This window comes from Pontibacter amylolyticus (genome assembly GCF_014638845.1).
Taxonomy (GTDB): domain Bacteria; phylum Bacteroidota; class Bacteroidia; order Cytophagales; family Hymenobacteraceae; genus Pontibacter; species Pontibacter amylolyticus.
In genome coordinates this window covers 347,295-371,422 of the sequence record NZ_BMFP01000005.1, presented here as the reverse complement: position 1 = coordinate 371,422, position 24,128 = coordinate 347,295, and the positions used below count along the sequence as shown (strand labels likewise).

Below are 24,128 nucleotides of genomic sequence, written 5' to 3'. Positions count from 1 at the left end.
CATGGCGACTAATTTGTCTATGCTGACGGAGCCCATTGTCGTAACGGAAGCGCTTGCGAAGGATCAGGGTCTGGGCGGCCGCACGATCGAATTTTTTGAGATTGAGTGGTACGAGGCCTCCAAGTCGCGCATGAAAAAGAAGACGCAGGGCGGGGCAGCCGTGCTGGTCGAGAAGTCGCGTAAAGACCCGCTGGAAGACGGGGACTTGCTATACCTGTCGGAGGAGCTAGCGATTCTGCTGAAGATAAAGCCATGTGATTGTGTGGTGCTATACCCGCGGAGCCTGCAGGAAGTGGGAACGATCTGTTTTGAAATTGGCAACAAGCACGTGCCGATTTTCATCACAGACGAGAACGAGGTATGTGTGGCCTACGACGCCCTGCTCTACCAGTTGTTGCAGTGTGGCGGCTTCGAAATGGGGATTGAAGAGCGGGTACTGCACCCTGCGCAGATGATCAAAGCCTATGGCAACAGGCGACAAAAGTAAGCGGCGATGTGGTGCCAAAGTGCTATTGTGAAGGCCCTGGCAGGTATAGACGAAAGATGCAGGTATAGCTATAGCATAAAAAGCAGATTGTTTCAGCCGATGCAAGCGGAATAGCCTGCCTTTTGGTAGGCAACAATCAAGGTATAAATGACTAGTCTGTATGATGGCCTCAATAGGAAGTGCACAGCAATTTTGTGAAGCATATAAGATGTATCTGAGGAGAGTGATGGCCTTTCTTCTGGTCGTAAACGTGAGCGCTTGGCTGTTTTTGCTGAGCGCCTGCAACAGTGAGAACGGGGAAAGTATGGCGACCTCGGCTGACACGATTGTGGTGACGGATATACGGGGCAAGGAAGTGCGGTTGAGCGAGCCAGCCAAACGGGTGATCGTATTGTACCAGGGTGCTTTGGATGGTATGTACATGCTGAACGCGGAGCACACGGTGGTAGGTATACAGAACAACATCTACACCAACCCCGAGACCTTCAGATACTTCAGCAAACTGGACCCCCGCATCGCCAGAAAACAGCTGCCGGCTCCGGGCAACTGGGAAACCTCCACTAACATCGAAAGCGTGCTGGCGCTCAAGCCCGACCTGGTGATCATCGCCTCGGGCCAGACCGACGCTATTCGTTTGCTTGAGAGTCTGGATGTTCAGGTATATGCGGTGTCGCCTCAGAACAACGAGCAATTGTTTGAAGAAATCGAAAGCATAGGCAAACTGACGGGCACGCACGAGCGGGCAGTCGAGCTGCTGGCCTATACCCGCCGCAAGCTCGGCGAGATAGCGGAAGCAACGGATCACATTAAGCAAAAGAAGTCGGTGTACTATGCCTGGTCGGGCGGTCGGATTTATTCTACCTCAGGGCAGAACAGCCGCATGGCGGAGTGCTTTCGGCTGGCGGGGGTTCGGAACGCCTGTACTTTTGCCATAGACCAGCCCAACATCAACCCCGAAACACTGATTTCGTGGGACCCTGACATTATTTTGCTCTGGAGCACCGACCCGCAGGTGCTCTACGACAAGAAAGAACTGGCGGTGCTCCAAGCGGTCAAAAACAAGAACGTGCACGTGCTGGATCCCCCTTTTTTCTACGACCCACATACCTTAAAAATTATGTATGCCGCCATCGAGCTGCACAACGTCGCCTATGGTGCAAACGAGCACTTCGACCTTGACGAGAACCGAAGGGACATCATGACGAACCTGTACGGTGCCAAAGCTACTGCCTTACTTGAATGAGAAAAGTAATGACCGGTTTTCTGATTTACGGCCTGCCTATACCGCTGCTGCTGTATTCCCTGACGGTGGGTCCGTCGCAGGGGCTGGTGTTCGCGGACTATTGGGAATGGGGCAGGGAGGCGCTGAGCGGCAATATCCATGAGAGCTCGACCAAGGTATACATGCTCAACAACATCATCGGGAATGTGCGTCTGCCCAGGGTTTTGCTCACGTTCATCATTGGGGCGGGACTGGCTTCCTCCGGGGGAGCATTGCAAGGCATCTTCCGGAATCCGCTCGTCGACCCCTATGTGCTGGGCATTTCCTCGGGCTCGGCTTTCGGGGCGGCGCTGGCCATTGCTTTTCCGCTGCTGCACATCAACGTGATGGCCTTTGTGCTGGGGGTGGCCTCTGTTATCATGACCTACTCCTTCGCTTTCAGTAACAACAAGTCGTCTATCGTGGCGGTCATCCTGTCGGGTATGATCGTGTCGGGTATCTTTACGGCTTCGCTCACCGTGGTGCAGTACATGAGCGACCCCTACAAGCTGCAGGCCATTGTGCAGTGGACGATGGGCAACCTCCACCACGCCTCCTGGGACAAGCTCAATACAGCCGCTTTGCCGGTAGGTATAGGTATAGTGGGCATGTACTTGATGCGCTGGCGGCTCAACCTGCTTGCGCTGGGCGAACAGGAGGCAAAGGCCGTGGGCGTGAACCCCACCGCCGATAAGGCTACCTTAGTCGCCTTGGCGACGCTCACCACATCCACCTCGGTGGCAGCGGCGGGTGTCATCAGCATGTACGGGCTTTTTATACCGCACCTCACCCGCATGATGGTCGGGCCGGATAACCGGAAAGCCATGCCGGCCAACATCTTCTTTGGCGGTTCTTTCCTGGTCATCATCGACAATTTCTCCCGCTCGCTGATGGACTTCGAAATACCGATTGGCATTTTTACCATGCTGCTGGGCGCGCCCTTTTTTCTCTTTTTAATGAAGAAAAACAAAATCAACTGGGTATGACAGAGACGGCGATAGAAGTAGAAAACCTCAGCTTTGGGTATGGCAAAACTCCCATACTGGAGCAGGTGCAGGTAGCCTTCCCGGCCAACCGTTTTTCGGTGCTGCTGGGCCGCAACGGGAGCGGCAAGTCCACGCTCTTCAACATCATGGCGGGCCTGCAGAAGTACAGGCATGGCTCTGTGAAGCTGATGGGCAAGGAGCGCTGCAAGCTATCATTTTCCGACTGCGCCCGTGTGCTCGGCTTTCTGCCCCAGTTCCATAAGTCCGTGTTCCCCTTCCATGTGAAGGATGTGGTGCTGACCGGCAGAGCTGCTTTTTCCGCCTTCAGCCCCAGAAAGAGTGACATGGAAAAGGTAGGGCAGTCCCTCGAAGAACTGGGCATCAGCCACCTGGCCGACAGGCCCTATACCGAGCTCTCGGGCGGCGAGCAGCAGTTGGTCATGATTGCGCGGGTGCTGGTGCAGGATCCGAAAATCATTCTCCTCGATGAGCCCACCAACCACCTCGACGTGTACTACCAGACCTATGTGCTGGAGAAGCTCAAAAAGCTGACGGAGAACGACCTGACGGTTATCGCCATCATGCACGACCCAAACATGGCTTTCCTGTACGCCGACCATTGCTACTTTATGAAAGACCGGACCGTGGTGACGCCGACCACCGGGTTTGATTTCCACGCCAGCGATTTTCTGGAATACGTGTACGATGTGCGCTTTACGACTGTGCTAGTGAACAATAAACTCATGGTAGTGCCTGATAGAAAAACAGACAATAGGATACAGGTTAAACCGTAGCGCAGGAGCGGATTCCGGCCTTGGACGCTGATGTGCAGGGTTTCCGGAGAGCGCTGTTCCCTATAATTGACCACAGCAAACCACAGGAAGAGGAGGGGAACAGGCCTGGTTTTTCAGGTTGTGCAGAACGGGCTCTTTCTTCTCTTTTAAATCTGCGGCACTGGCGGTTTGGCAGTTGGTGTGCCATACCTGCAACGCACGGCCAGGTACAGGCGGATGCACACAGCGCGGTATACCTGCTGTATAGGCGGTAAAGTGGTTGTTTCCTTGCTTTTATGGTGTTTCTTCCGTTACTTTGAAAGATTACTATCAGAACCGTGCTGCCACCTAATAGAACAATTCATCTCTTTTCAGAGCCGCTTACAGGCTTTGTTGCGGCATCGCATCACGTATCTCAAAGTGATGTGCTGAATGGTTATTGTCTTTTCTTTTATACAGCCCCTAAGGCCTTCATTAACTAAGCCGGAAACCTCCGGCCCCGGGCGAAAGCCACCATACCTTCTCACAGGTTATTCCTGTTCAAAATTCTAAAATTCGCGATTCCACAGAACACCTTTACTAAGCGCAAAGGCCGCAGGTAAGGGAGTTTTTGTGCGTTTGCCTTTTTTATTCGTCTCCACGCAGCACGCGCCGGAGGCTTAGCGCCCGCCGTTGGGGCCGGGCATGGCGCTTTACCTGCATGATTTTATAAAGCTTTAAAAATTAAAAATATATGAACCCGATTTATCTAACTGAAAAGGATTTCCAACGACTGCACAGCCTGGTACAGGCGCAGCGTGCGGTTAGCGGTGCACATACCGTAGAAGCGCTCAGCCAGGAACTGAAACGCGCCAAAGTGGTGGCATCCGAAGAGATTCCGGAAAATGTAGTGACCATGAACTCGCTGGTGAAGCTGACAGAACTGAAGAGCGGTGCCCAGATGGAGCTGACGGTAGTATACCCGAAAGACGCTGACCTTTCCAAGTTCAAAATCTCAGTGCTGGCGCCTGTGGGCACGGCCATACTGGGCTGCAAAGTGGGCGACAAGGTAGAGCGGCCGGGGCCAAAAGGTACCATGGTGTATGAGGTGATGGAGGTGTTGTATCAGCCCGAGGCTGCAGGTAACCTTAACCTTTAGTCCGCGGGTTTGTCGGAGAGGAATTTTTACGCCATAGAGAATGGGTTTTTTAGATTTTTTTAGAGAGGATATTGCCATTGATCTGGGCACGGCCAATTTCCTGGTCATGCAGGGTGACAAAGTGGTGGTGGACGAACCGTCCATCGTCGCTTACAGCAGATCATCGGGCAAAGTGTTGGCGATTGGCCACAAGGCCATGCAGATGGAGGGGAAAGCGCATGAGGACATCCGCATTGTGCGGCCTATGAAGGACGGCGTGATCGCCGACTTCCATGCGGCAGAACACATGATGAAGGGCATGCTGGAGATGATCAATGGTGGGAAAAGAAAATTCGGGTCCTCGTTCCGGATGGTGATATGCGTGCCCTCCGGTATAACCGAAGTGGAGAAGCGCGCCATACGCGACTCCGCCGTCATTGCCGGGGCAAGGGAGCTATACCTGGTGCACGAACCGATCGCCGCCGCCATTGGCATCGGGCTGGATGTGGAGGAGCCGAACGGGCACATGATCGTCGACATTGGCGGCGGTACCACCGAGATCGCCGTGATTGCCCTGAGCGGCATTGTCTGCGACCAATCCCTGAAGGTGGCGGGCGAAAGCTTTACCGCCGACATTGTGCACTACATGCGCAAGCATCACAACCTGCTCATCGGGCAATCCACCGCCGACCGGATAAAGCTGGAAGTAGGGGCGGCCCTTCCCGAACTGCAGAATCCCCCGGAAGACGTAGGCATCAAAGGCCGCGACCTGCTCACCGGCTTGCCGAAACAGGTATACGTTTCGTATTCGGATGTCGCTTTCTTCCTGGACCGCTCATTGGCGAAGATTGAGGAGGCCGTGATGAAAACGCTGGAAATGACCCCTCCCGAACTGTCGGCTGACATCCACCAGACGGGCATCTACCTGACCGGCGGCGGCGCTTTGCTGCGCGGCCTGGACAAACGGATCTCTGCCAGAACGAAACTGCCGACCCATGTGGTGGAAGACCCGCTTCGCGCTGTGGTGCGGGGCACCGGCATTGCCACCCGCAACATCGACCGCTTCCGGTTCCTGATGCGCTAAGGCAATCAAATTTTGCTGCCGTAAGGTATAGCCTGGCAGTTTATAAAATAGCATGTCATAAGAGCCCCGCCGGAGACAAGCCGGTGGGGTTACTTTTTGTAGTGGTAAATAAAGTAGAAGCAGCAGTCAGGAACAGCGACAGGTATAGGATTGCAGGTATACGGCGCGTTTACTGGCAATCCGGGTATGGCTTATTATTAAATTATCTTTAAATTTATTCTGCTTACAGGCATCGGATTTTTAGTTTGTCTGGCAAGCCCTTATTTTTGCATAAAATCAACGCAGGTGCTTTCAGATGGCGCTGCCGGTGCATTTCTGTTTGCATTCCCTTAGAAACTATTAGTCCTTCACCAGAATGTCTAAATCAAAGAAAGAGCATATTTTAGAAACCGCTTTAGACCTGTTTGCCGACAGAGGGTACGAGGCTACTCCCACCAGTCTCATTGCCAAGGAAGCCGATGTGTCCGAAGGGCTTATTTTTAAGCACTACATCAACAAGTCGAACTTACTGGAGGAGGTGATTAAGGCTGGCTACAGGCGCATTACGGACAAAAGCAAAGGCCTGGCCATGGAAAATGACCCGCTGAAACTGATCAGCAGTGTGCTGGACATGCCGCAGCGCCTGGTAGAAGACGAAAGAAATTTCTGGCGTATGCAGTTCCGCCTTGTGGATGAGGAGATCGCGCAGAAGCACCACAACCGCTATACCCACTCGGTGATGCAGAAGCTGGTGGAGGCATTCAGGGAGTTGGGCTATAAGGATCCTGAAATGGAATCGGAAGTGCTGATGCTGCTCGTAGAAGGGCTCTGGCGACTATTCGTAACCAATGGCGATAAAGAACACTGCAGAAACATGGTAGAGTTGATAAAATCCAAGTACGCCACGGAGTAAAGCTTGGTCAGGGTAACAATGCCCCACAGGTATAAGGAGCTGATCAAGCTCCTTTTTTTGTGTCCGGTTAAAAGCGTGGTATACCTCAAAGGGCAGAGGCAGTGGCTAAACAGGCTTTTGAGTGACCAGTGTAAAAGGACAACATACGCCACCTAATCCCTCCTGATATAAATAGATAAGCAACAGTAATTAACGACTAATCAGCTGCCTGAAAAACAAGAAAACTAGAGGTCAAAAGAAACCTTTTTAAAATAATTGATGTATATACATTTAAAGTCTATACATTTGTTGTAGATTTGTAGCAGAGAACCAATTAAACTAAAACAATAAGATTAAGATTATGGCAAACGTAAGATGGTCTGTAGACCCCACCCACAGCGAAGTACAGTTTAAAGTAAAGCACCTGATGATCACAACCGTGACAGGTTACTTCGAGAAGTTCACCGTGGAGGCCGAGAGCGAAGACGAGAACTTCAATGGTGCCCGCAATATTGTGTTCACGGCCGATGTGAACTCGATCAGCACCAACAACGAGCAGCGCGACACCCACCTGAAGTCAGCCGACTTCTTTGACGCGGACAATCACGGCGAAGTGCGCTTTGTGGGCACACGCTATGAGAACGTGGGCGGTAACGAATACAAACTGCACGGCGATCTGACTATCCGTAACATCACTAAACCAGTGACAGTGAACGTGGAATTTGGTGGCACTGTGGTGGATCCTTACGGACAGCACAAAGCAGGTTTTACGGTGACCGGTAAGATCAGCCGCAAAGAGTTTGGCCTTACCTGGAATGCGGTAACCGAAGCGGGTAGCGTAGTCGTAAGCGACGAGATCAAGCTGCAGGCTGAAATACAGTTGGTGAAGCAGGCCTAAGGTTTTAAGTGTTGTTTCGAATGTGTGGGAATCGGGAGTTATAGTCTTCTGATTTCTCACACATATTCGGAATGACATAGAACACCCGGCCCCGCGTATACCTTAATACCAGTTAATTAATTTCAATACCATGGAAGACAGCATCTTAGGACTCCACCATATCACAGCCATTGCCGATTCGGCGAAAAGCAATCTGGACTTTTATACCAAAGTGCTCGGGTTGAGGCTGCTCAAAAAGACGGTCAACTTTGATGACCCCGGCACCTATCACCTTTATTACGGCGACGAGGTAGGCAGTCCGGGTACTATCCTGACCTTCTTCCCGTACCAGGGGGCACGCCGTGGCAAGGCCGGCGCAGGTATGGCTACGCACATTGGCTACGCCGTGCCCGAAGGCAGCTTCGACTTCTGGATGAAGCGCTTCGAGGAGCACAAGGTACGCTACGGTCGTCCTTCGGAGAAATTCGGGGAGCAATACCTGCCTTTCCAGGACCCGGATGGACTGCTGCTGGAACTGGTGATTCCTAAGAACGCTGACAACCGCAAGCCTTGGGAAACGGACGAAGTGAAAGCCGACGTGGCTACGAAAGGCTTCCACAACGTGACGCTCACTTTGCACAAGGCCGAGAAAACGGCAGCTATTCTGACCGATATCCTGGGCTATACCTTGCAGGACCAGACAGGCAGCACTTACAGGTATAGCACCGATGCGGTAGAAGGAGCAAACAACATCGATATAGTGGAGAATACGAGTATCGGGCGCGGCGAAGGCGGTGCAGGCACGAACCACCACATTGCTTTCCGGGTGAAGGACGAGGAAGTGCTGATGCGGTTCCGCGAGAAAATAGCGGGCAAAGGCTTCAACATCACCGAGAAGATCGACCGCAATTACTTCTACTCCCTCTACTTCCGTGAGCCCGGCGGCGTGCTGTTCGAGATCGCCACCGACAACCCGGGCTTTGCGACAGACGAGTCGGTAGAAGACCTGGGCAAAAAGCTCTTGCTGCCACTGCAGTACGAACCGCACAGGGCTAAAATAGAGGCCGTGTTGCCGCGTCTGGACTAAGGCGATATTCTCAAATTTAACGAAAGGTATAGCATGTACACACACGAAAAGGACATACGCACGCAGGGAAAACCTTTGTCAGAAACTGGCAAAGCGCTGATCCTGATCCATGGCAGAGGGGCCACCGCGGCCAGCATCCTGCCACTGGCGCGGGAACTGGGGGCCGACGATTTCACGCTTTTTGCACCGCAGGCCACGAACAACACCTGGTATCCCTACAGTTTCATGGCACCAACTGATCAGAACCAGCCCGCCCTGAACTCAGCCCTGGAACTGATCCACGAAACCGTGCAAGGCATACGGGCGCAAGGTATAGCGAGCAAAGATATCTACTTGCTCGGTTTCTCGCAGGGCGCCTGCCTTACAGCAGAGTACGCGAGCCGGCACGCACAGCGCTTCGGCGGACTGCTGATCTTCACAGGCGGCCTGGTCGGGCAGGAGCTGAACACGAGCAACTACAAAGGCGACTTCGAAGGCACGCCCGTGCTCATCACGACCGGCGACCCGGACTCGCATGTGCCGGTAAGCAGGGTAGACGAAACCGTGAAGCAACTGGAAAGTATGGGCGCCAAAGTGACCCGCAAGGTATACCCAGGCCGACCACATACCATACTGGACGAAGAAATAGAGCTAGCTAGAAAGATACTGGCTTCTTAAGATATAAGTTTGGCTAAAGCAAAAGAGCTGGAAGCACCGCAATGGGCTGCCTTCAGCTTTTTTTGTTTTTGGGGGTATTTTGTTGGTGTCAATACATAGACTGTAACAGCATTTGTGAACATGATCTGACAGGCTATACTTGTTATGTTCAAAGCGAATTGTCTCCGTGCCCCACCTTTATCGAGGGCCCCTACCCCAGGCGGGGACTTTTCGGTAGCTGCTTTTCGATATGTCATCCTGGAAGGATCTTGGTGGAAGCAAGGTTAGGCAGTTGCTATAATACACTCCTCCTCGCATGAGGGGATTACCCTCTACCACCCAATCACAGGTATAGGCGCTGTAGCTCCAGCAGTTACTTTGCAGGCCCGGTTCCAACCACCCCTAACCCCTCCTTGTCTAAGGCGGGGAATCTGTAACTACTACTTTACAGGTATAAGTTTTGTAGCACAGACCACTGGCAGGTATAGCAAAACATACTAATACAGCAGCAATGAAACAGATCGCTTTGCCAAGTGCACTCTTGACGATTTTGTGTTTGAGCGGTCAGCGAGTTTAAAAGCGTCTTGACTTTTTTGTCCCGAAAGCTTTCGGGATGCCCGCCGCACAGGCGAAGCTATGAAATAGAAAAGGTGGCTATACCTGTAAGCCAGGTCTACGCCAGTTGTAAATTGGCCAGCGCGCAAACCACTAGTTGCGCTATCGCTAAACCTGCGGCACGATGCATGGGTGCAGCTATACCTATACCTCTCGGCCAGAGGCCCCACCATAGTAGACACGAGCGAGGGCGCTCGCGCCATACCTGCTGTACCTGTAATAAGCCACTGCATACCTACAACAAAAAGAGCCCTGCTGGCAAAACACCAACAGGGCTCTTCATTTAAAGTGATCTTTCAAAAATGCGACTTAATTCTGACTCTCGTAGCCAAAATCCTTAAACGTCTTGGCGATGTTCTCGTCGCTGGCTTTATTCTTATTCTTCCAACTGGCATCCAACTCCAGCGCTACCAGGCCCTTCAGGTTCATCACCGCTACAAAGTCATCCACATCCTTTATAAACTCCGGCCGGCGGCGCGATGACTTGAGCGCATACTTACGGGCGAAAACATCGCCTTTGGTCTGCAGTTCGTTCCGCTTCTCTATGATGTAATTCAGGCGCTCAACCAGGTCTTTGGTGGAGCGTCCGATCACCTCTGTCGCCTCCAGCGTACCGATGGTCATGACGGTGGTGCCCCCAATGGTGGTGATCTTTTTGCTGGTGGCCGGTTCGTCGATGATCACGGGAGCCACTCCGGTTACAGCGCCCATGGAGGCATTGGCCAGGGAGCGCCCTTTCTTGCCTTTGCGGGCACGGTTATACTTCTTCTTCAGGTCTTTTTCGGTTTCCTTGAGCTGCTCCATCAGGTCCCAGGCGCGCACTAGCGAGGCACGGTACTCGTTGTAGAGCTTCTGGTCCTTTTCGCCTTCGTTTACGGCATTGAGAATGGTAAACGACACGGTGCGTTCATCGCGCTTATTCGATTTGTCCAGCACGAAAAAGGTCATCTCGAAAGCCAGCGAGTCGAGCGGGTCGCGCACAAAGTCGTAGCCCGGCCGCCAGATGAACTCGTACTGGGACGGCGTATTCTTTACCAGGGCAGTAGCCGGCACGTTGGTGTTCGTGGAAATAAAGCTGAACGTGGCGATGTCGGACTCCCCGTTCGGGTCATAGATCTGGAACTTGATGTTCACCGTTGCGTCCTCTTTGTACACGAAGCGCTTCTGCGAGGGAATCATCTGCAGGGTGGGGGGCAGGTCCTGCTGTGTCACCTCCACTTTAAAAGCACCTTTCGTGCGGGCCTTGGCGGGCTGGTCCTCTACGTAAAACTCCACCAGAATGGGCTTGTTGCGCAGGCGGTTGAACTGCGTGAGCGATGGCTTCCAGGTAAACTCTCCCTGTGCCGACAATTTGGCTCCCTCGGGCATCCCCTCGGCAATGGCCACAAACACGATCGGGTCCTCGTCCTCGTCCTGCACCGCCGCTGACTCAATGGTATAGGTGTTCTGGGCGTTGTATCGTACGTAAAGCGGTTTCAATTCGCCTACCACGGGCGGGCGGTTCACGTGCTCTACCTTAAAGTCCACCACCTGGCTGGCGCTCTCGTCTTTGTCATTGCGTACTTCAAAGATCACCTGCAGCACGCGTCCGCCGCTCAGCCTGTCTACAAAGTCGTAGCTGGGCGTCCAGGAGAAATAGCCGAGCGAGTCGAAGACCATGCCCTCAACCTTGCCCTGCTTGATGCTATACCTGAACTCAGAGCCGGTGCCGCCGCTGGCCTGTACCTCAAACTCGAGCTGCTGCCCTTCTTTCAGCACATTCCAGCCAGGCTCAGCCGGGAACTGCAGTTTGATGGCCGACGACCTGGAAGATTTGCCAGAAGGTGCGTCCTGTGCAATTGCTAGGTTGATAATGAGTATCAGAAGAGAAAAAAGAAGTAGACTCTTTTTCATATAAGGTGAATTGTGCAATGCGGTGCTTAGAGAATGCTTAAACTTTCAGGTGCCTTTAAGAGCGGATAGGAGCAGAACTTCAGAATAGTACTAAAGCCGCCTGGCAGCAAAGTGCGTCCTGAGGTAGCGAATAGTGGCTTCCGCTGCGAAGTGAATGCTATAGGAAAGATGAAGTTTGAACATGCTCTCTTAGAAGCCTCTAAGTTAGCAAAGACTTCTGCGTTTATCAAAGCAGGTCTTCTGCTAAAATTTTAAACAATCATTTTCTGAATAACGGGAGGGAGAAATGCAATAGTGAATTGCACTATAGCTGGTGTTGAAGACTACTTGCAGTGGAATTGAGGACTTACTCACTACTCCTATATTATATAGAGTAAAACTGATCTAAAGCAGGCGCTTTCTGAAGGGTAGGGCAGAGGCTATACCTGCCCTTTGGCGCTGAGGGTTATCAAAATGTTAATGGAGAAACTGTTTTGCTGCATGTTTTTGCGGATTTAATAAAAAAATATGCATAAAATTTGGTATATAGAAATATAAATGAGTTAATTAGTGAAGGAAAAAGCGGTAATGTCGCGTCGGGTTGCATAAAACTGCGCACTTTGCTTCCTGCCTAACCTTGCTAAAAGGCGAGGCTTTCAGAGTAATCAAACTACTATGTATACTTCCTTCAATGTGAAAATGCTGATGAACGGTGCGCTGGCACTGCTGCTTGCGGCAGCCTCGTGCAAAGCACCGCAGCAACAAGAGGCGGCGCCGGTTGCGCAAAGCACAGCAGCAAAGCCCGAAACCGCACAGGCTCCCATCATCACAGGCGCTGACCAGACAGAGGCCTACCTGCCCTACCTGAAGGGCAAGCGTGTAGGCATGGTGGTGAATCCGACCTCCATCATCGGTGATAAGCTAAGTGTGGACAGTCTGCATGCACTCGGGGTGAACATCGTGAAAGTGTTCGGTCCGGAGCACGGTTTCAGAGGCGATGCTCCTGCCGGTATAAAGGTGGAGGACAGCGTGGACCCTAAAACAGGAATAAAGGTGGTGTCGCTTTACGGCAAGCGCAACAAGCCTACCAAAGAGGACCTTGCTGATGTGGACCTGATGATCTTCGACATACAGGACGTGGGCACCCGTTTCTATACCTACACCATTACGCTGCACCGCGTAATGGAGGCCTGCGCCGAGAATGGAGTTGAGCTGATGGTGCTGGACAGGCCAAACCCGAACGGTTTCCTGGTAGACGGCCCCATCCTGGAGCCTGAGAACAAATCGGGTATCGGCATACATCCTATCCCTATTGCGCACGGCCTGACGGTAGGGGAGTTTGCCCAGATGATAAACGGCGAAAAGTGGCTGGCCAACGGCGTGCAGTGCAAACTGAAGATCGTGCCGGTGAAAAACTACAACCACGACATGCCTTACGACCTGCCCGTGTGGCCTTCCCCTAACCTGAACACGCAACAAGCCATCCTGCTATACCCATCTACCTGTCTTTTCGAAGGCACCATCTTTAACCACGGTCGCGGCACCATGTTCCCGTTCACCGTGATGGGGCATCCGGACATGAAAGACAAATACTCTTTCAGTTACACGCCTATAGGTATAAAAGGGATGGCCGAAACGCCATTGCACCAGGACAAGGTATGTTACGGTCTGGACCTGCGCAATTATGATGTCAGCACTTTCCGGAAGACAGGCAGAATTAACCTGAGCTGGATGATGGAGCTCTACCAGGCTTACCCGGATAAGGAGCGCTTCTTCGATTACAAGCAGAGCAACCAGATCGGCAACATCGACAAGCTAGCCGGTACCAAAAAGTTTAAGGAGCAGATCATCGCCGGGGTATCGGAAGAAGAGATTCGCCAGAGCTGGGAGCCGGGGCTGAGTCAGTACAAGCAAATGCGTCAAAATTACCTGCTTTATCCCTGATAGCGAAGGCGTGTCAGATTGAAGATTTTCAGGACTTGGTTTTAGGGTCCGGGAGCAGAAACAGGAACATGCAGAATGTGTTACGTCCCGCGCTTTGACCGGAAAAAACCGCAGCAACACAGTTTACGCCTTCCGGTGTCTGCATATTTGAAAAGATTGAATTTGCGGGATTGTGCGCGTTTTGCTTGCTGTCGTAACATTGGATTTTGAAGCAATTGCAGCTTTAAAAGCGATAGAAGCGGTTGTTGTTCGATAAGAGTATTAAATTAAAATAAATGTTTAAAAGTATATTAAATAAGTTTAATTTTATATGCACGATTCTGCGTTTTTGCGTATAAGCTGATATTGCTGCTTTTTTCTTTTTTAGCGAAAATGATTGCAACAACCTGTGTGCTATAAGCCTTTTTTACTAGTTTTAATGTGAGTTTAATCTGTACCTGAATAGAGAAGAGCGAATGCAACCGGCTGAATTGTATTATGCAAAGTTTTTTTGCCGTAGTACCCGGTCAGCGTCCTGGAGAGAATTAATTCTATGTTTTACCAATAACCAATAACCAATCTACCCACAATAATCTTAACCAATAGCCACGTAGTTATGATGAAAAAATTACAGTGTTACCTATGGGGGATATGTTTCCTTCTGTTTCACTTTACAGCCAATGCTCAGAGCACGACTGTATCCGGCACGGTAACTGCCGCCTCCGATAATTCCCCGCTGCCAGGTGTTACGGTAGCCGTTAAAGGTCAGCCGCGTGGTACGAATACCAACACGGATGGCAAGTTCTCTATTTCGGTAGCACCATCCGATGTGTTGGTGTTCAGTTTTATTGGCATGAAGTCCGTTGAGAAGCCTGTTGGCACGAACACAGTCATCAACGTGGCACTGCAGGCAAATGAGCAAAGCCTGAGCGAGGTAGTAGTAACTGCCCTCGGTATCAAGCAGGAAAAGAAAGCCCTGGGTTATGCCGTAACAGAGGTTAAAGGTGCTACCATTGCCCAGACACAGCGCGAGAACTTCGTGAACGGCCTGGCCGGTCGTGTGGCGGGTGTGGAAGTGAACGCTTCTTCTGGTCTGCCAGGTTCTTCTTCTTCTATCGTGATCCGCGGTATCAGCTCCCTGAGCGGTAGCAACCAGCCACTGTTTGTGGTAGACGGTCTTCCGATCAGCAACAACACCACTTCTACCAGTGTGTTTGCTTCTTCTATCGGTGCAGGCTCCCGTTCATTCGAGAACAGAGGCGTTGACTTTACCAACCGTGCCGCCGACATCAACCCGGAGGACATCGAATCCATCACCGTACTGAAAGGTCCTGAAGCGGCTGCTCTCTATGGTATTGAGGCTGCCTCTGGTGCTATCGTGATCACCACCAAGCGCGGTCAGGCCGGTAAGCCACGTATCAACTACAGCAACAGCTTCCGTATCGACCGCATCGTGCGCTACCCTGAGATTCAGCAGAAGTACGACAGAGGCGCAAACGGTTATACCACGGAAGGTGACGAAAGCCTTTCTTACTTCGGTGCTCCTTACTCATCTGAAGTACAGTTCTACGACAACGTGAAGAACTTCTTTGATGATGCCTTCACACAAAAGCACAATCTGGCCTTCACGGGTGGTAACGAAGCTGCTCAGTACCGCATCTCCGGTTCTTACACCGATGCACAGGGCTTCATCCCGAACACAGGTCTGGAGCGTATCACGCTTTCCTCTGCTATTACAGCTAAGTTGAGCAAGCGCCTTTCAACGGACGTAACGTTTGACTATACCCGTTCTGATAACGACCAGGCCTTCAGAGGCGCCGGTGGACCATTGCTGCAGCTGCTGCGTTGGCCATCTACTGACGACGCCAGCAACTACCTGACTCCAACTGGTGACAGAAGAGACTTCGGTGCTTACTCAGTTGCTATCGAGAACCCGTTCTTCAACGTGAACAAGAACATCTTCAACTCCCTGACTGACCGCTACAGACTGAATGCCAGCCTGACAGCTGACGTAACGGATTGGATGAAACTCGTAGGCCAGGCAGGTGTTGACTATTACACAGAAAAAAACACGATCGTGCGTCACCCGCAGTCTAATGCAGGCCGCTCTTTCGGCGGTATCTTCGACCAGGCCGTGATCACGAACCGTAACCTGACGTTCCAGTACTATGCTCAGTTCACAGCCCCTACGCTGTTCAATGACAAACTGCGCACCGACCTGAAACTGGGTAGCACAGTATATGACTGGAACACGTTCAGTGCAGCCGCTACCGGTGAGCAGTTCATGGCACCGAACCTGTACTCGATCAACAACACAACCCTTACCACACAGCGCGCTTACAACAACCTGACGCAGCGCCGTCTGGTAGGTGCCTGGGGTAGCTTCAACGCCAGCTACAACGACATCCTCTTCCTGACCTTGACGGGCCGTAATGACTGGAGCTCTACACTGCCAGTGCAGAACAACTCGTTCTTCTATCCTTCTGCCGGTCTGAGCTTTGTGTTCACCGAGCTGGAGCCATTCCAGGGCTTTAAGAACGTGCTGTCCTATGGTAAGATCAGAGGCTCTATTGCCCAGGTAGGTAAAGACGCCCGTCCGTACAGCATCCGTCCGTTCTACGAAACGGCTATGACAACGGGTGGTGGTTTCCGCTATGGTTTCACAGGCCCAAGCCTGGACCTGCGTCCGGAAATGACTACTTCTTACGAATTCGGTACAGAGTTGAAGTTCTTCAACGACCGCTTCGGTATTGATGCGACTTACTTCAAGAAGAAGTCTGTTGACCAGATCGTGCAGAACCTGCGTCTGAGCTATGCAACTGGTTTCGTATTGATGACCTTTAACGCCGGTGAGATGGAGAACTCAGGTATAGAGCTTCAGCTAAACGGTACACCTGTGGAGAACAGCAATTTCAGATGGGATGTGTTGTTGAACTACACGAAGAACAACAGCAAGCTGACTAAGCTTCCTGGTGACGTGCAGGAGTTCTACAACTCTGACACCTGGCTGTATGGCAACGTGCGTGTAGGCTCACGTGTAGATGGTCCGTTGACTACCTTCACTGGCTACGACTACCAGCGCAACGACAATGGCGACGTGCTGATCAACCCATCAACTGGTCTGCCTATCCTGAACACCAGCGAGTGGAAAATAGTAGGTGACCGTAACCCGGACTTCAACATCGGTCTGACCAACACCTTCACTTACAAGAACCTGTCACTCAACTTCCTGCTTGACATCCGCAAAGGCGGTGATGTGTACAACGCAACAGAACACTATTTGACTGTTACTGGATTGAGCAAGCGTACTTTGGATCGTGAAACGCCGCGCATCGTGACAGGTGTGTTGAAAGACGGTCTGGAAAACACAGTTAGCCCAACGCAGAACAACATTCCGATCGACCTGTACAGAAACTCTACTTACTGGTCGTCTATCTACCCACACCAGAGCTTCATCGAGAAGGATGTGAACTGGGTACGTCTGCGCGACGTGACACTGAACTACCGCTTGCCAACCAGCATCATGGAGCGCGTGAAGTTCATCGAAGACCTGAACGTGTTTGTAACAGGCACTGACCTGTTCCTGATCACAAACTACTCTGGTCTGGATCCGGTTGCTAACGGTAACTCTGCTGCAGTAGGTGGTGCCGGTGGTGGCGGCCTTGATTACGGTAACTTCCCGTTACCTAGAGGAATTAACTTTGGTATTAGAGCAGGATTTTAATTAAGATGAAAATGAGAAAGATATTAGTTGCTTCTCTTATAGCGGCCAGCGTGTTTTCGGCATCTGGCTGTAAAGATTACCTAGACGTAAACACAAACCCGAACGGTCCGGATGCCTTGCTGCAGCCGGAGCTGTTCCTCCCGCAAATACAGTCTGAAATGGCAGTAGCGGTACAGTGGGATGGCCGATGGGCAGGACAGTACGTGCAGAACTGGGCTTCTACAGCCGCTGACAACGCTATTGACCTGCACGGCAACCCATTGTCTGACTCCTACGCACAGCTCTGGAGAGCCGTGTACTGGAGCATGGGCTATAACCTGTCGGACATGATCGAGAGCGGCGAGCGCAGCAAGAAGTATGACTTCGTAGGCGTGGGCCACATCATGCGTGCGTACGGCTGGCAGACCCTGACCGACTACCATGGTCCAATCATCATGACAGAGGCCTTCAATACTGACAAGCGCGTTTTCAACTACGACGATCAGCAGGTTGTTTACCCGGAAATTCAGCGACTGCTGGTAGAGGGCGTTAAAAGCCTGGAGCGTACAGACGGGCTGGATGCCGCCAGTTCTGGCTTGAGCAAAAGCGACCTGATCTACGCAGGTAACCGGGACAAGTGGAAGAAGTTTGCATACGGTATGATGGCTATCAACGCTCATCGCCTGACAAACAAGAGCTCTTACGACCCGAGCAAAGTGATCGCGTATGTGGACCAGTCGCTTGCCAGCAATGCTGACAACGCCATGATCCGCTTCCAGGGAGAAGTAAGCGCCAACACAAACTTCTTCGGACCGATCCGTAACAACATCGCTTCTAACCGTCAGACTGACTACATCGTAGGTTTGCTGGATGGTACTAACCCATCGCTGCGCGACGCGGCCCTGGCTGAGGCCGATCCTGTGTTTGCAGGACAGCATTTGAAAGACCCACGTTTGACTGCTATGCTGGCGCCATCGCCGGACGGCCAGTACAGAGGTCTTCGTTCCGGAAAAGGCATCACAGGTATACCTGCTGCCGAGGTTCCTAACAACCTGTGGGGTTCTGTGGGTGTATCTACGGCACAGCCACGCCAGATCTATATTTTCGGTAATGCGGCCCCATTCCCGCTGATGACCTACTCGCAGCTGCAGTTTATCAAAGCAGAAGCTGCCTGGATCGCTGGTATGAAAGACGTAGCTCTGGATGCTTATACCAAAGGCGTAACAGCTCACATCGAATTCTCACGTACTTATGCACCAGATCCGGCGATGTTTGATCAGCGCAAGGCGGCTTACCTGGCTAGCGAGGCAATAATGCCAAAAACGTCTGCCGACCTGACGCTTTCTAAGATCATGCTGCAGAAATATATCGCAACCTGGGGTTGGGGCTTCCTCGAAACCTGGTCAGATATGAGAAGATACCACTACAACCAGGATGGTGACGTGTATGTTAACTTTGCACTGCCTGATATGCTGAACGTGGCTAACCAGGGAGTGCCTGCTTACAGAGCGCGTCCGAGATACAACTCAGAGTATATGTGGAATCAGGAGGCGCTGCGTGCTTTGGGCGGCAACGACGAGAACTACCACACTTATGAAACTTGGTTCAGCAAACACGAATAATCAGAAAAAGAGATGATGAAGATATTTAAAAGAGCATTCCTGTTTTTGGCAGCGGGCCTCATGTTGGGAGCCTGCGAAAAAAACGCCATCCCTGAAGTGACAGAACCAGTGCAGGACGGCGGCGCCTATGTAAAGTTCTTCTTCCAGGTGGAAGGAGCACCACGCGCTAACTTCTACCTGGATAGCAAGAAAGTGACCGGTGTAGCGCCTACCGCTACGGACATCGTACTGGGCAACGCTTATGGATCGGTATACCCAAGCAACGCCTACGCACTGGTGCCAGCCGGAAGCTTCAACATGAGCGCAATTGACACCGTGGCAGGGAAAGGCACGGCCGATGTGCTGGCAAGCACTTCCGTAAGCCTGGCTGCTAACAAGCACTACTCGGCTTACCTGGCGGGTACACCGGCCAGTTATGAAGTGTTCATGGTGGAGGACAACCTGCCGCCAGCCGACTACACCAAAATCTGGTGGCGCTTTATGAACACGATGGCCGACATGCCTTTTGCGGTAGATGCCTATGCAGTACGTTCCGCTGTAGCAGCAACTGAAACAAAGCCAGCAGAGCCAGTTGAAGTATATGAGCTGGGTAAAGGTCTTGCGTTTAAACAGCACGGCCCTTACGTGGAGCTGAAGCCAGGAACCTATACCTACAAAGTATTCGCTTCAGGAACAGAGTATGATCCTGCCACTTCCAAGGCCTACATTCAGCAATCATTCGCGGTGGCTTCGTTAGGGCGTGTATACACTACACAGATTCGTGGTGCTTACTCCTTAACGCCAAAAGCAGCCCAGATAGATTACTGGAGAGAGAGATAAGGTGGTAAACCCGGGGTTGCGCTGGCCCCGGGTTATTTTCCCCTTGCTTCTGAACTGATGCAGGTCGTATGAAGGCCATCATGCATAGAAGAATAGATAGTAGTGATAGATTAGCTTACGAATAGTTTTATTACCATGAAAGAGCCCCTCCTTTACTAACCCTAACGGAGGGCTTTTTTTTAGCCACCCTCTTACCAACCGGAACAATGATTAGAAACTTTACACTTTTAGCCACCCTGCTGCTCAGCTCGATCAGCCTTTTTGCCCAGGTATCCAAGCAGCCTCCCAAGCGTGAGTTCCGAGGTGTCTGGATCGCCACGGTGCAGAACATCGACTGGCCCTCCAAACCCAAGCAGGGCGTAGACTCCCAGCAGCAGATGCAGGAGCTGATTGATATCTTCGACGCCCATCAGAAAGCAGGTATAAATGCCATCATGCTGCAGGTGCGCCCTTCAGCCGACGCCTTTTATGCCAAAGGCCGTGAGCAGTGGAGCATGTTCCTGACCGGCAAACAGGGCACGCTGCCCGAGCCATTTTACGATCCGCTGGAGTTTGCCATCGAAGAGGCCCACAAGCGCGGCATGGAACTGCACGCCTGGATCAACCCTTACCGTGCCTCTACCAGTTTGGTGGATTCCCTGGTGAGCACCGAGCACATCTCCCGCATTCAGCCGGACTGGTTCTTTACCTACGGCGACAAAAAATACTTCAACCCCGGCCTGCCTGAGGTGCGCCACTACCTCGTGGACGTGATCATGGACGTGGTGCGCAACTACGACATCGACGGGATTCACTTCGACGACTACTTCTACCCATACCCAGGCAAAGCCGCCCTGCCCGACTCGATCACCTATATGCTGCACAAGCAAGGTATAGCGAACGTGGAGGACTGGCGCCGCAACAACGTGGACCAGCTGATCAAAGACCTGTCAGTAGAGATAAAGAAAGAAAAGGAGCATGTGAAGTTCGGTATTAGTCCGTTCGGCATCTGGCGCAACAAGGCCCAGGACCCGATGGGCTCAGAGAGCAATGGCCTGTCCGGGTATAGCGCCCTCTATGCCGATGCCCGCAAGTGGGTGCAGGAAGGCTGGATCGACTACATCAACCCGCAGCTCTACTTCCCCTTCGGCTATACACCGGCGCCTTACGAGAAACTGCTGGACTGGTGGGCGGATAACGCCTTTGGCAAGCATGTGTACATAGGTCAGGGTGCCTACCGTGCCATGGAAGACCGCGAAGGCTGGCGCGACCGGCAGCAGTTGCCAAACCAGGTGCGCTACTTGCGCGCCAATCCGCGGGTGCAGGGCAGTGTGTACTTCAGCTCCCGCTCGCTCACCAACAATCTGGCCGGTTTCCGCGACTCGCTGCAGCACGATTTGTACCGCTATCCGGCCCTGCAGCCTGTTATGCCTTGGCTAGGAATGGCCAAGCCGGCCCAACCTGATGCGCTGCGCGAAGACAAGTTCCTGTTCGTTTTCCCACGACTGCGTAAAGCCGTTATCCGGTGGGATTATCCGGATCAGGAGGAGGATGTGTATGGCTTCGTGGTATACCGCTTCAACGAGAACGAGCCGATCAACCTGGAGCATGCCCGCAACATCCGCCGCATTCAGTTCAACGACTACGAGCTGGGCTTCTATGACGAGACGGCCGAACGCGGAAAGACCTACAAATACGTGGTGACGTCCATTGACCGGCTCAAAAATGAGAGTGCGCCTTCTAATGTTTACCTAAAGAAAATACGCTAGGTATAGCTTGCATCCTAAATTCAGAAACGTCCGGAATTAACAACTGTAAGACATGAACAGAAATAAGACCATATTGGCACTGGTGCTGGCGACGATGATTGTGGCGGCCAATGCCATCGCTTTTTCCAACAAGGCCACCCCTGATTTTGAGGAGGCAGAACTTGCTGCCAAAGGGCCGGCCTGGATCCGCATCAACCAACTGGGCTATACCCCGACAGGTATAAAAGTGGCGGTTTGGGGAAGTAAGTCGAAAGGCAAGCTAAAACGGTTTGAGTTAGTAGATGCCAGCACTGGCAAAGTAGTGTTTAAAGGAAAGGCGGGTCAGGCTTTTGGTGCTTACGGTCCTTTTCAGGAATCTTACAGGCTGAACTTTACAGAATTCAACAAGCCGGGCACCTACTACCTGCAGGCCGGGGAAGCTAAGTCGCCGGAGTTCCGGATCGATGCGGATGTGTACGAAGGCACGGCTGACTTTGCGCTGCGCTACATGCGCCAGCAGCGCAGCGGCTTCAACCCCTTCCTGAAAGACTCCTGCCATACCCAGGACGGCTATACCATGTATGGTCCGATGCCTGACAGCACCATCATTGATGTGTCGGGAGGTTGGCACGACGCCTCGGATTACCTGCAGTATGCGACCACTTCAGCAAACGCCACTTACCACCTGCTGGCCGCCTACCGCGATTTCCCGGGTGTGTTCACCGACAAGCACCAGGCAAACGGGCTGGAAGGCACCAATGGCGTGGCTGACGTGCTCGACGAGGCGAAATGGGGACTGGAATGGCTCCTGAAACTGCACCCGCGCGAGGACTGGCTGTTCAACCAGTTGGCCGACGACCGCGATCACCAGGGCATGCGCCTCCCTACGAATGACCCTGTCGACTATGGCATGGGTGGAGGTGGACCGCGTCCGGTATACTTCGCTTCCGGGGAACCGCAGGGCCTGGGTAAATATAAGAACCGGGCGACCGGGGTTGCCTCCATTGCAGGAAAGTTCACCAGCGCCTTCGGTCTGGCCGCTCAGATTTACAGCACCAAGGATCAAAATCTTTCGAATCTGTTTGGTCAGAAAGCACAGTCTGCTTACAAACTGGGCCTCGCCAAGCCGGGCGTGGCACAGACCGCTCCCAACAGAGCGCCTTATTTCTATGAGGAAGACAACTGGGTGGACGACATGCAGCTGGGCGCAGCTGCGCTTTATCAGCTGACAGGCAAGCAGGAGTTTTTCAAGCAGGCCTATGATTACGGTCTTCAGGAAAAAGTGACGCCGTGGATGGGTGCTGATACGGCCCGTCACTACCAGTGGTATCCTTTCCATAACTTCGGGCATTTTGAACTGGCCAAGAAATCTGATGACAAGACGAAGGCCGAACTGATCGGTTTTTACAAAGAAGGTATAGAAAAGGTATACGCCAAGGCCAAGAAAAACGCCTTCTACCGCGGGGTGCCGTTTATCTGGTGCTCCAACAACCTGACGACCTCTTTCGCTATTCAGAACTTCCTGTACCGCCAGCTCTCCGGCGACCAGACTTATGCGGAGCTGGAGCAGGCGAACATCGACTGGTTGTTTGGCGTGAATCCCTGGGGAACGAGCATGGTGTATGGCCTGCCAGCGCATGGTGACACGCCGACAGACCCGCACTCGGCCTTCACCCGATTGAACAAGTATCCAATCGACGGCGGGCTGGTGGACGGACCGGTATACGGGAGCATCTTCAATAACCTGCAGCATCTAAAGCTTTACAATGAGGACGCCTACGCCGAGTTCCAGTCTAAGCTGGCCGTATACCACGACGACTTCGGCGACTACAGCACCAACGAACCGACGATGGATGGGACCGCGTCGCTGATCTACCTGCTGGCTTCCAAAGAGTATAGCTCACGGGAGGGGAGCCAGGTAAAAAAGTAATCGTAGACCGCCACGGCGCGATCGTCCGGGGCGACACAACTTCCCGGCAGATTGCGCTAGTCTTTACTGGCGATGAGTTTGCAGACGGAGGAGAGGTCATCAGCAAAGTGCTGCAAAAGCACCAGGCCAAAGCCTCCTTCTTCCTCACGGGTCGCTTTTACCGGAATCCGGATTTCAAGGGCTTGATCCGGGAGCTTAAAAAAGACGGACATTACCTGGGCGCGCACTCCGACGAGCACCTGCTGTACTGCGACTGGACAAAACGAGACAGCCTATTGGTGACGCGGGAGCAGTTCAGTGAGGATCTGCAGCGGAATTATCAGCGTATGGAGGCCTTTGGCGTTAAGAAGTCAGACGCGCCTTACTATCTGCCGCCATACGAGTGGTACAACCACAGCATCGCCAACTGGACGGAGGCAGAAGGCCTGCAACTGGTGAATTTTTCGCCAGGGACCCGCTCCGCCGCTGATTATACCTACCCCGAGATGGGCAACCGGTATGTGAGTTCGGAAACGGTGCTGCAGTCCATTATGGGGTATGAGGCGAAGGACCGTAACGGACTGAATGGCTTTATGTTGCTCCTGCACATAGGCACAGACCCCAGGCGGGAGGACAAGTTCTACCACCGGCTGGATGAGATGATGACGCTGCTGGAGCAGAAAGGCTATCGTTTTGTGAGGCTGGACGATTTGCTGGAGCAAAGAAAGAATTGACAAAGCAGGGTACTATACCTGCGCT

Annotated in this window: 18 protein-coding genes; 17 read left to right on the top strand and 1 reads right to left on the bottom strand. The window is 52.5% G+C overall.

From position 1 onward, the window contains the following. Position 1 precedes the first annotated feature (1 nt). The 10 genes from IEV97_RS14505 to IEV97_RS14460 all read left to right on the top strand — a co-directional run bounded on the left by IEV97_RS14505 (position 2) and on the right by IEV97_RS14460 (position 9,200). Entirely contained in the window at positions 2-487 is a 486-nt protein-coding gene (locus IEV97_RS14505) for an urease accessory protein UreE (protein ID WP_188502198.1), read from the top strand. A 208-nt stretch (positions 488-695) separates the two neighbouring features. Then, positions 696-1,730, top strand: coding sequence for an ABC transporter substrate-binding protein (locus tag IEV97_RS14500; protein WP_188502197.1), 1,035 nt, complete (start codon positions 696-698; stop codon positions 1,728-1,730). After that, on the top strand, positions 1,727-2,734 hold the full coding sequence (locus tag IEV97_RS14495; RefSeq protein WP_188502196.1) for a FecCD family ABC transporter permease: 1,008 nt from the start codon (positions 1,727-1,729) through the stop codon (positions 2,732-2,734). Before IEV97_RS14500 ends, IEV97_RS14495 begins: the two co-directional genes overlap by 4 nt. Next, entirely contained in the window at positions 2,731-3,528 is a 798-nt protein-coding gene (locus IEV97_RS14490; protein ID WP_188502195.1) for an ABC transporter ATP-binding protein, read from the top strand. Before IEV97_RS14495 ends, IEV97_RS14490 begins: the two co-directional genes overlap by 4 nt. A 712-nt stretch (positions 3,529-4,240) precedes the next feature. After that, entirely contained in the window at positions 4,241-4,645 is a 405-nt protein-coding gene (rnk, locus tag IEV97_RS14485; RefSeq protein ID WP_188502194.1) for a nucleoside diphosphate kinase regulator, read from the top strand. A gap of 40 nt (positions 4,646-4,685) precedes the next feature. Next, positions 4,686-5,708 (top strand): rod shape-determining protein, encoded by a 1,023-nt coding sequence (locus IEV97_RS14480; protein ID WP_188502193.1) that lies wholly within the window; start codon positions 4,686-4,688, stop codon positions 5,706-5,708. Between the two features lie 355 nt (positions 5,709-6,063). Then, positions 6,064-6,600, top strand: coding sequence for a TetR/AcrR family transcriptional regulator (locus tag IEV97_RS14475; RefSeq protein ID WP_188502192.1), 537 nt, complete (start codon positions 6,064-6,066; stop codon positions 6,598-6,600). Positions 6,601-6,940: 340 nt separating this feature from the next. Next, complete coding sequence (locus IEV97_RS14470; protein ID WP_188502191.1) at positions 6,941-7,477, top strand: YceI family protein; 537 nt, start codon at positions 6,941-6,943, stop codon at positions 7,475-7,477. A gap of 130 nt (positions 7,478-7,607) precedes the next feature. Further along, the gene (locus IEV97_RS14465) at positions 7,608-8,543 is read left to right on the top strand and encodes a ring-cleaving dioxygenase (protein WP_188502190.1); all 936 of its coding nucleotides are present in this window, start codon (positions 7,608-7,610) and stop codon (positions 8,541-8,543) included. 33 nt (positions 8,544-8,576) lie between these two features. Next, positions 8,577-9,200 (top strand): alpha/beta hydrolase, encoded by a 624-nt coding sequence (locus IEV97_RS14460; protein ID WP_188502189.1) that lies wholly within the window; start codon positions 8,577-8,579, stop codon positions 9,198-9,200. A 903-nt stretch (positions 9,201-10,103) separates the two neighbouring features. Here the strand turns inward: IEV97_RS14460 and IEV97_RS14455 are convergent. Continuing rightward, entirely contained in the window at positions 10,104-11,687 is a 1,584-nt protein-coding gene (locus IEV97_RS14455; protein ID WP_188502188.1) for a hypothetical protein, read from the bottom strand. A 654-nt stretch (positions 11,688-12,341) separates the two neighbouring features. On the opposite strand from IEV97_RS14455, the gene IEV97_RS14450 reads away from it, so the two are divergent. The 7 genes from IEV97_RS14450 to IEV97_RS20085 all read left to right on the top strand — a co-directional run bounded on the left by IEV97_RS14450 (position 12,342) and on the right by IEV97_RS20085 (position 24,103). After that, complete coding sequence (locus tag IEV97_RS14450) at positions 12,342-13,610, top strand: exo-beta-N-acetylmuramidase NamZ family protein (protein ID WP_188502187.1); 1,269 nt, start codon at positions 12,342-12,344, stop codon at positions 13,608-13,610. Between the two features lie 595 nt (positions 13,611-14,205). Beyond that, a complete protein-coding gene (locus IEV97_RS14445) occupies positions 14,206-17,313 on the top strand; it encodes a SusC/RagA family TonB-linked outer membrane protein (protein ID WP_188502186.1) in 3,108 nt (1,035 codons plus the stop codon). A gap of 11 nt (positions 17,314-17,324) precedes the next feature. Further along, positions 17,325-18,914 carry a SusD/RagB family nutrient-binding outer membrane lipoprotein gene (locus IEV97_RS14440; RefSeq protein WP_188502185.1) on the top strand — a complete coding sequence of 530 codons (1,590 nt, stop codon included), beginning with the start codon at positions 17,325-17,327 and terminating at the stop codon, positions 18,912-18,914. 12 nt (positions 18,915-18,926) lie between these two features. Continuing rightward, on the top strand, positions 18,927-19,733 hold the full coding sequence (locus tag IEV97_RS14435; RefSeq protein ID WP_188502184.1) for a DUF4397 domain-containing protein: 807 nt from the start codon (positions 18,927-18,929) through the stop codon (positions 19,731-19,733). A gap of 206 nt (positions 19,734-19,939) precedes the next feature. Continuing rightward, positions 19,940-21,481 carry a glycoside hydrolase family 10-like protein gene (locus IEV97_RS14430; protein ID WP_188502183.1) on the top strand — a complete coding sequence of 514 codons (1,542 nt, stop codon included), beginning with the start codon at positions 19,940-19,942 and terminating at the stop codon, positions 21,479-21,481. A gap of 52 nt (positions 21,482-21,533) precedes the next feature. Continuing rightward, on the top strand, positions 21,534-23,390 hold the full coding sequence (locus tag IEV97_RS14425; RefSeq protein ID WP_229733957.1) for a glycoside hydrolase family 9 protein: 1,857 nt from the start codon (positions 21,534-21,536) through the stop codon (positions 23,388-23,390). Beyond that, positions 23,390-24,103 carry a polysaccharide deacetylase family protein gene (locus IEV97_RS20085; protein ID WP_373283835.1) on the top strand — a complete coding sequence of 238 codons (714 nt, stop codon included), beginning with the start codon at positions 23,390-23,392 and terminating at the stop codon, positions 24,101-24,103. The genes IEV97_RS14425 and IEV97_RS20085 overlap by 1 nt, the downstream gene beginning before the upstream one ends. Positions 24,104-24,128 lie beyond the last annotated feature (25 nt).

Bases quoted from the DNA above. Each gene is read 5' to 3' on its own strand.
- IEV97_RS14505 (WP_188502198.1), top strand. From the start codon at position 2: ATGGCGACTAATTTGTCTATGCTGACGGAGCCCATTGTCGTAACGGAA.
- IEV97_RS14500 (WP_188502197.1), top strand. From the start codon at position 696: ATGTATCTGAGGAGAGTGATGGCCTTTCTTCTGGTCGTAAACGTGAGC.
- IEV97_RS14495 (WP_188502196.1), top strand. From the start codon at position 1,727: ATGAGAAAAGTAATGACCGGTTTTCTGATTTACGGCCTGCCTATACCG.
- IEV97_RS14490 (WP_188502195.1), top strand. From the start codon at position 2,731: ATGACAGAGACGGCGATAGAAGTAGAAAACCTCAGCTTTGGGTATGGC.
- rnk (WP_188502194.1), top strand. From the start codon at position 4,241: ATGAACCCGATTTATCTAACTGAAAAGGATTTCCAACGACTGCACAGC.
- IEV97_RS14480 (WP_188502193.1), top strand. From the start codon at position 4,686: ATGGGTTTTTTAGATTTTTTTAGAGAGGATATTGCCATTGATCTGGGC.
- IEV97_RS14475 (WP_188502192.1), top strand. From the start codon at position 6,064: ATGTCTAAATCAAAGAAAGAGCATATTTTAGAAACCGCTTTAGACCTG.
- IEV97_RS14470 (WP_188502191.1), top strand. From the start codon at position 6,941: ATGGCAAACGTAAGATGGTCTGTAGACCCCACCCACAGCGAAGTACAG.
- IEV97_RS14465 (WP_188502190.1), top strand. From the start codon at position 7,608: ATGGAAGACAGCATCTTAGGACTCCACCATATCACAGCCATTGCCGAT.
- IEV97_RS14460 (WP_188502189.1), top strand. From the start codon at position 8,577: ATGTACACACACGAAAAGGACATACGCACGCAGGGAAAACCTTTGTCA.
- IEV97_RS14455 (WP_188502188.1), bottom strand. From the start codon at position 11,687: ATGAAAAAGAGTCTACTTCTTTTTTCTCTTCTGATACTCATTATCAAC.
- IEV97_RS14450 (WP_188502187.1), top strand. From the start codon at position 12,342: ATGTATACTTCCTTCAATGTGAAAATGCTGATGAACGGTGCGCTGGCA.
- IEV97_RS14445 (WP_188502186.1), top strand. From the start codon at position 14,206: ATGATGAAAAAATTACAGTGTTACCTATGGGGGATATGTTTCCTTCTG.
- IEV97_RS14440 (WP_188502185.1), top strand. From the start codon at position 17,325: ATGAGAAAGATATTAGTTGCTTCTCTTATAGCGGCCAGCGTGTTTTCG.
- IEV97_RS14435 (WP_188502184.1), top strand. From the start codon at position 18,927: ATGATGAAGATATTTAAAAGAGCATTCCTGTTTTTGGCAGCGGGCCTC.
- IEV97_RS14430 (WP_188502183.1), top strand. From the start codon at position 19,940: ATGATTAGAAACTTTACACTTTTAGCCACCCTGCTGCTCAGCTCGATC.
- IEV97_RS14425 (WP_229733957.1), top strand. From the start codon at position 21,534: ATGAACAGAAATAAGACCATATTGGCACTGGTGCTGGCGACGATGATT.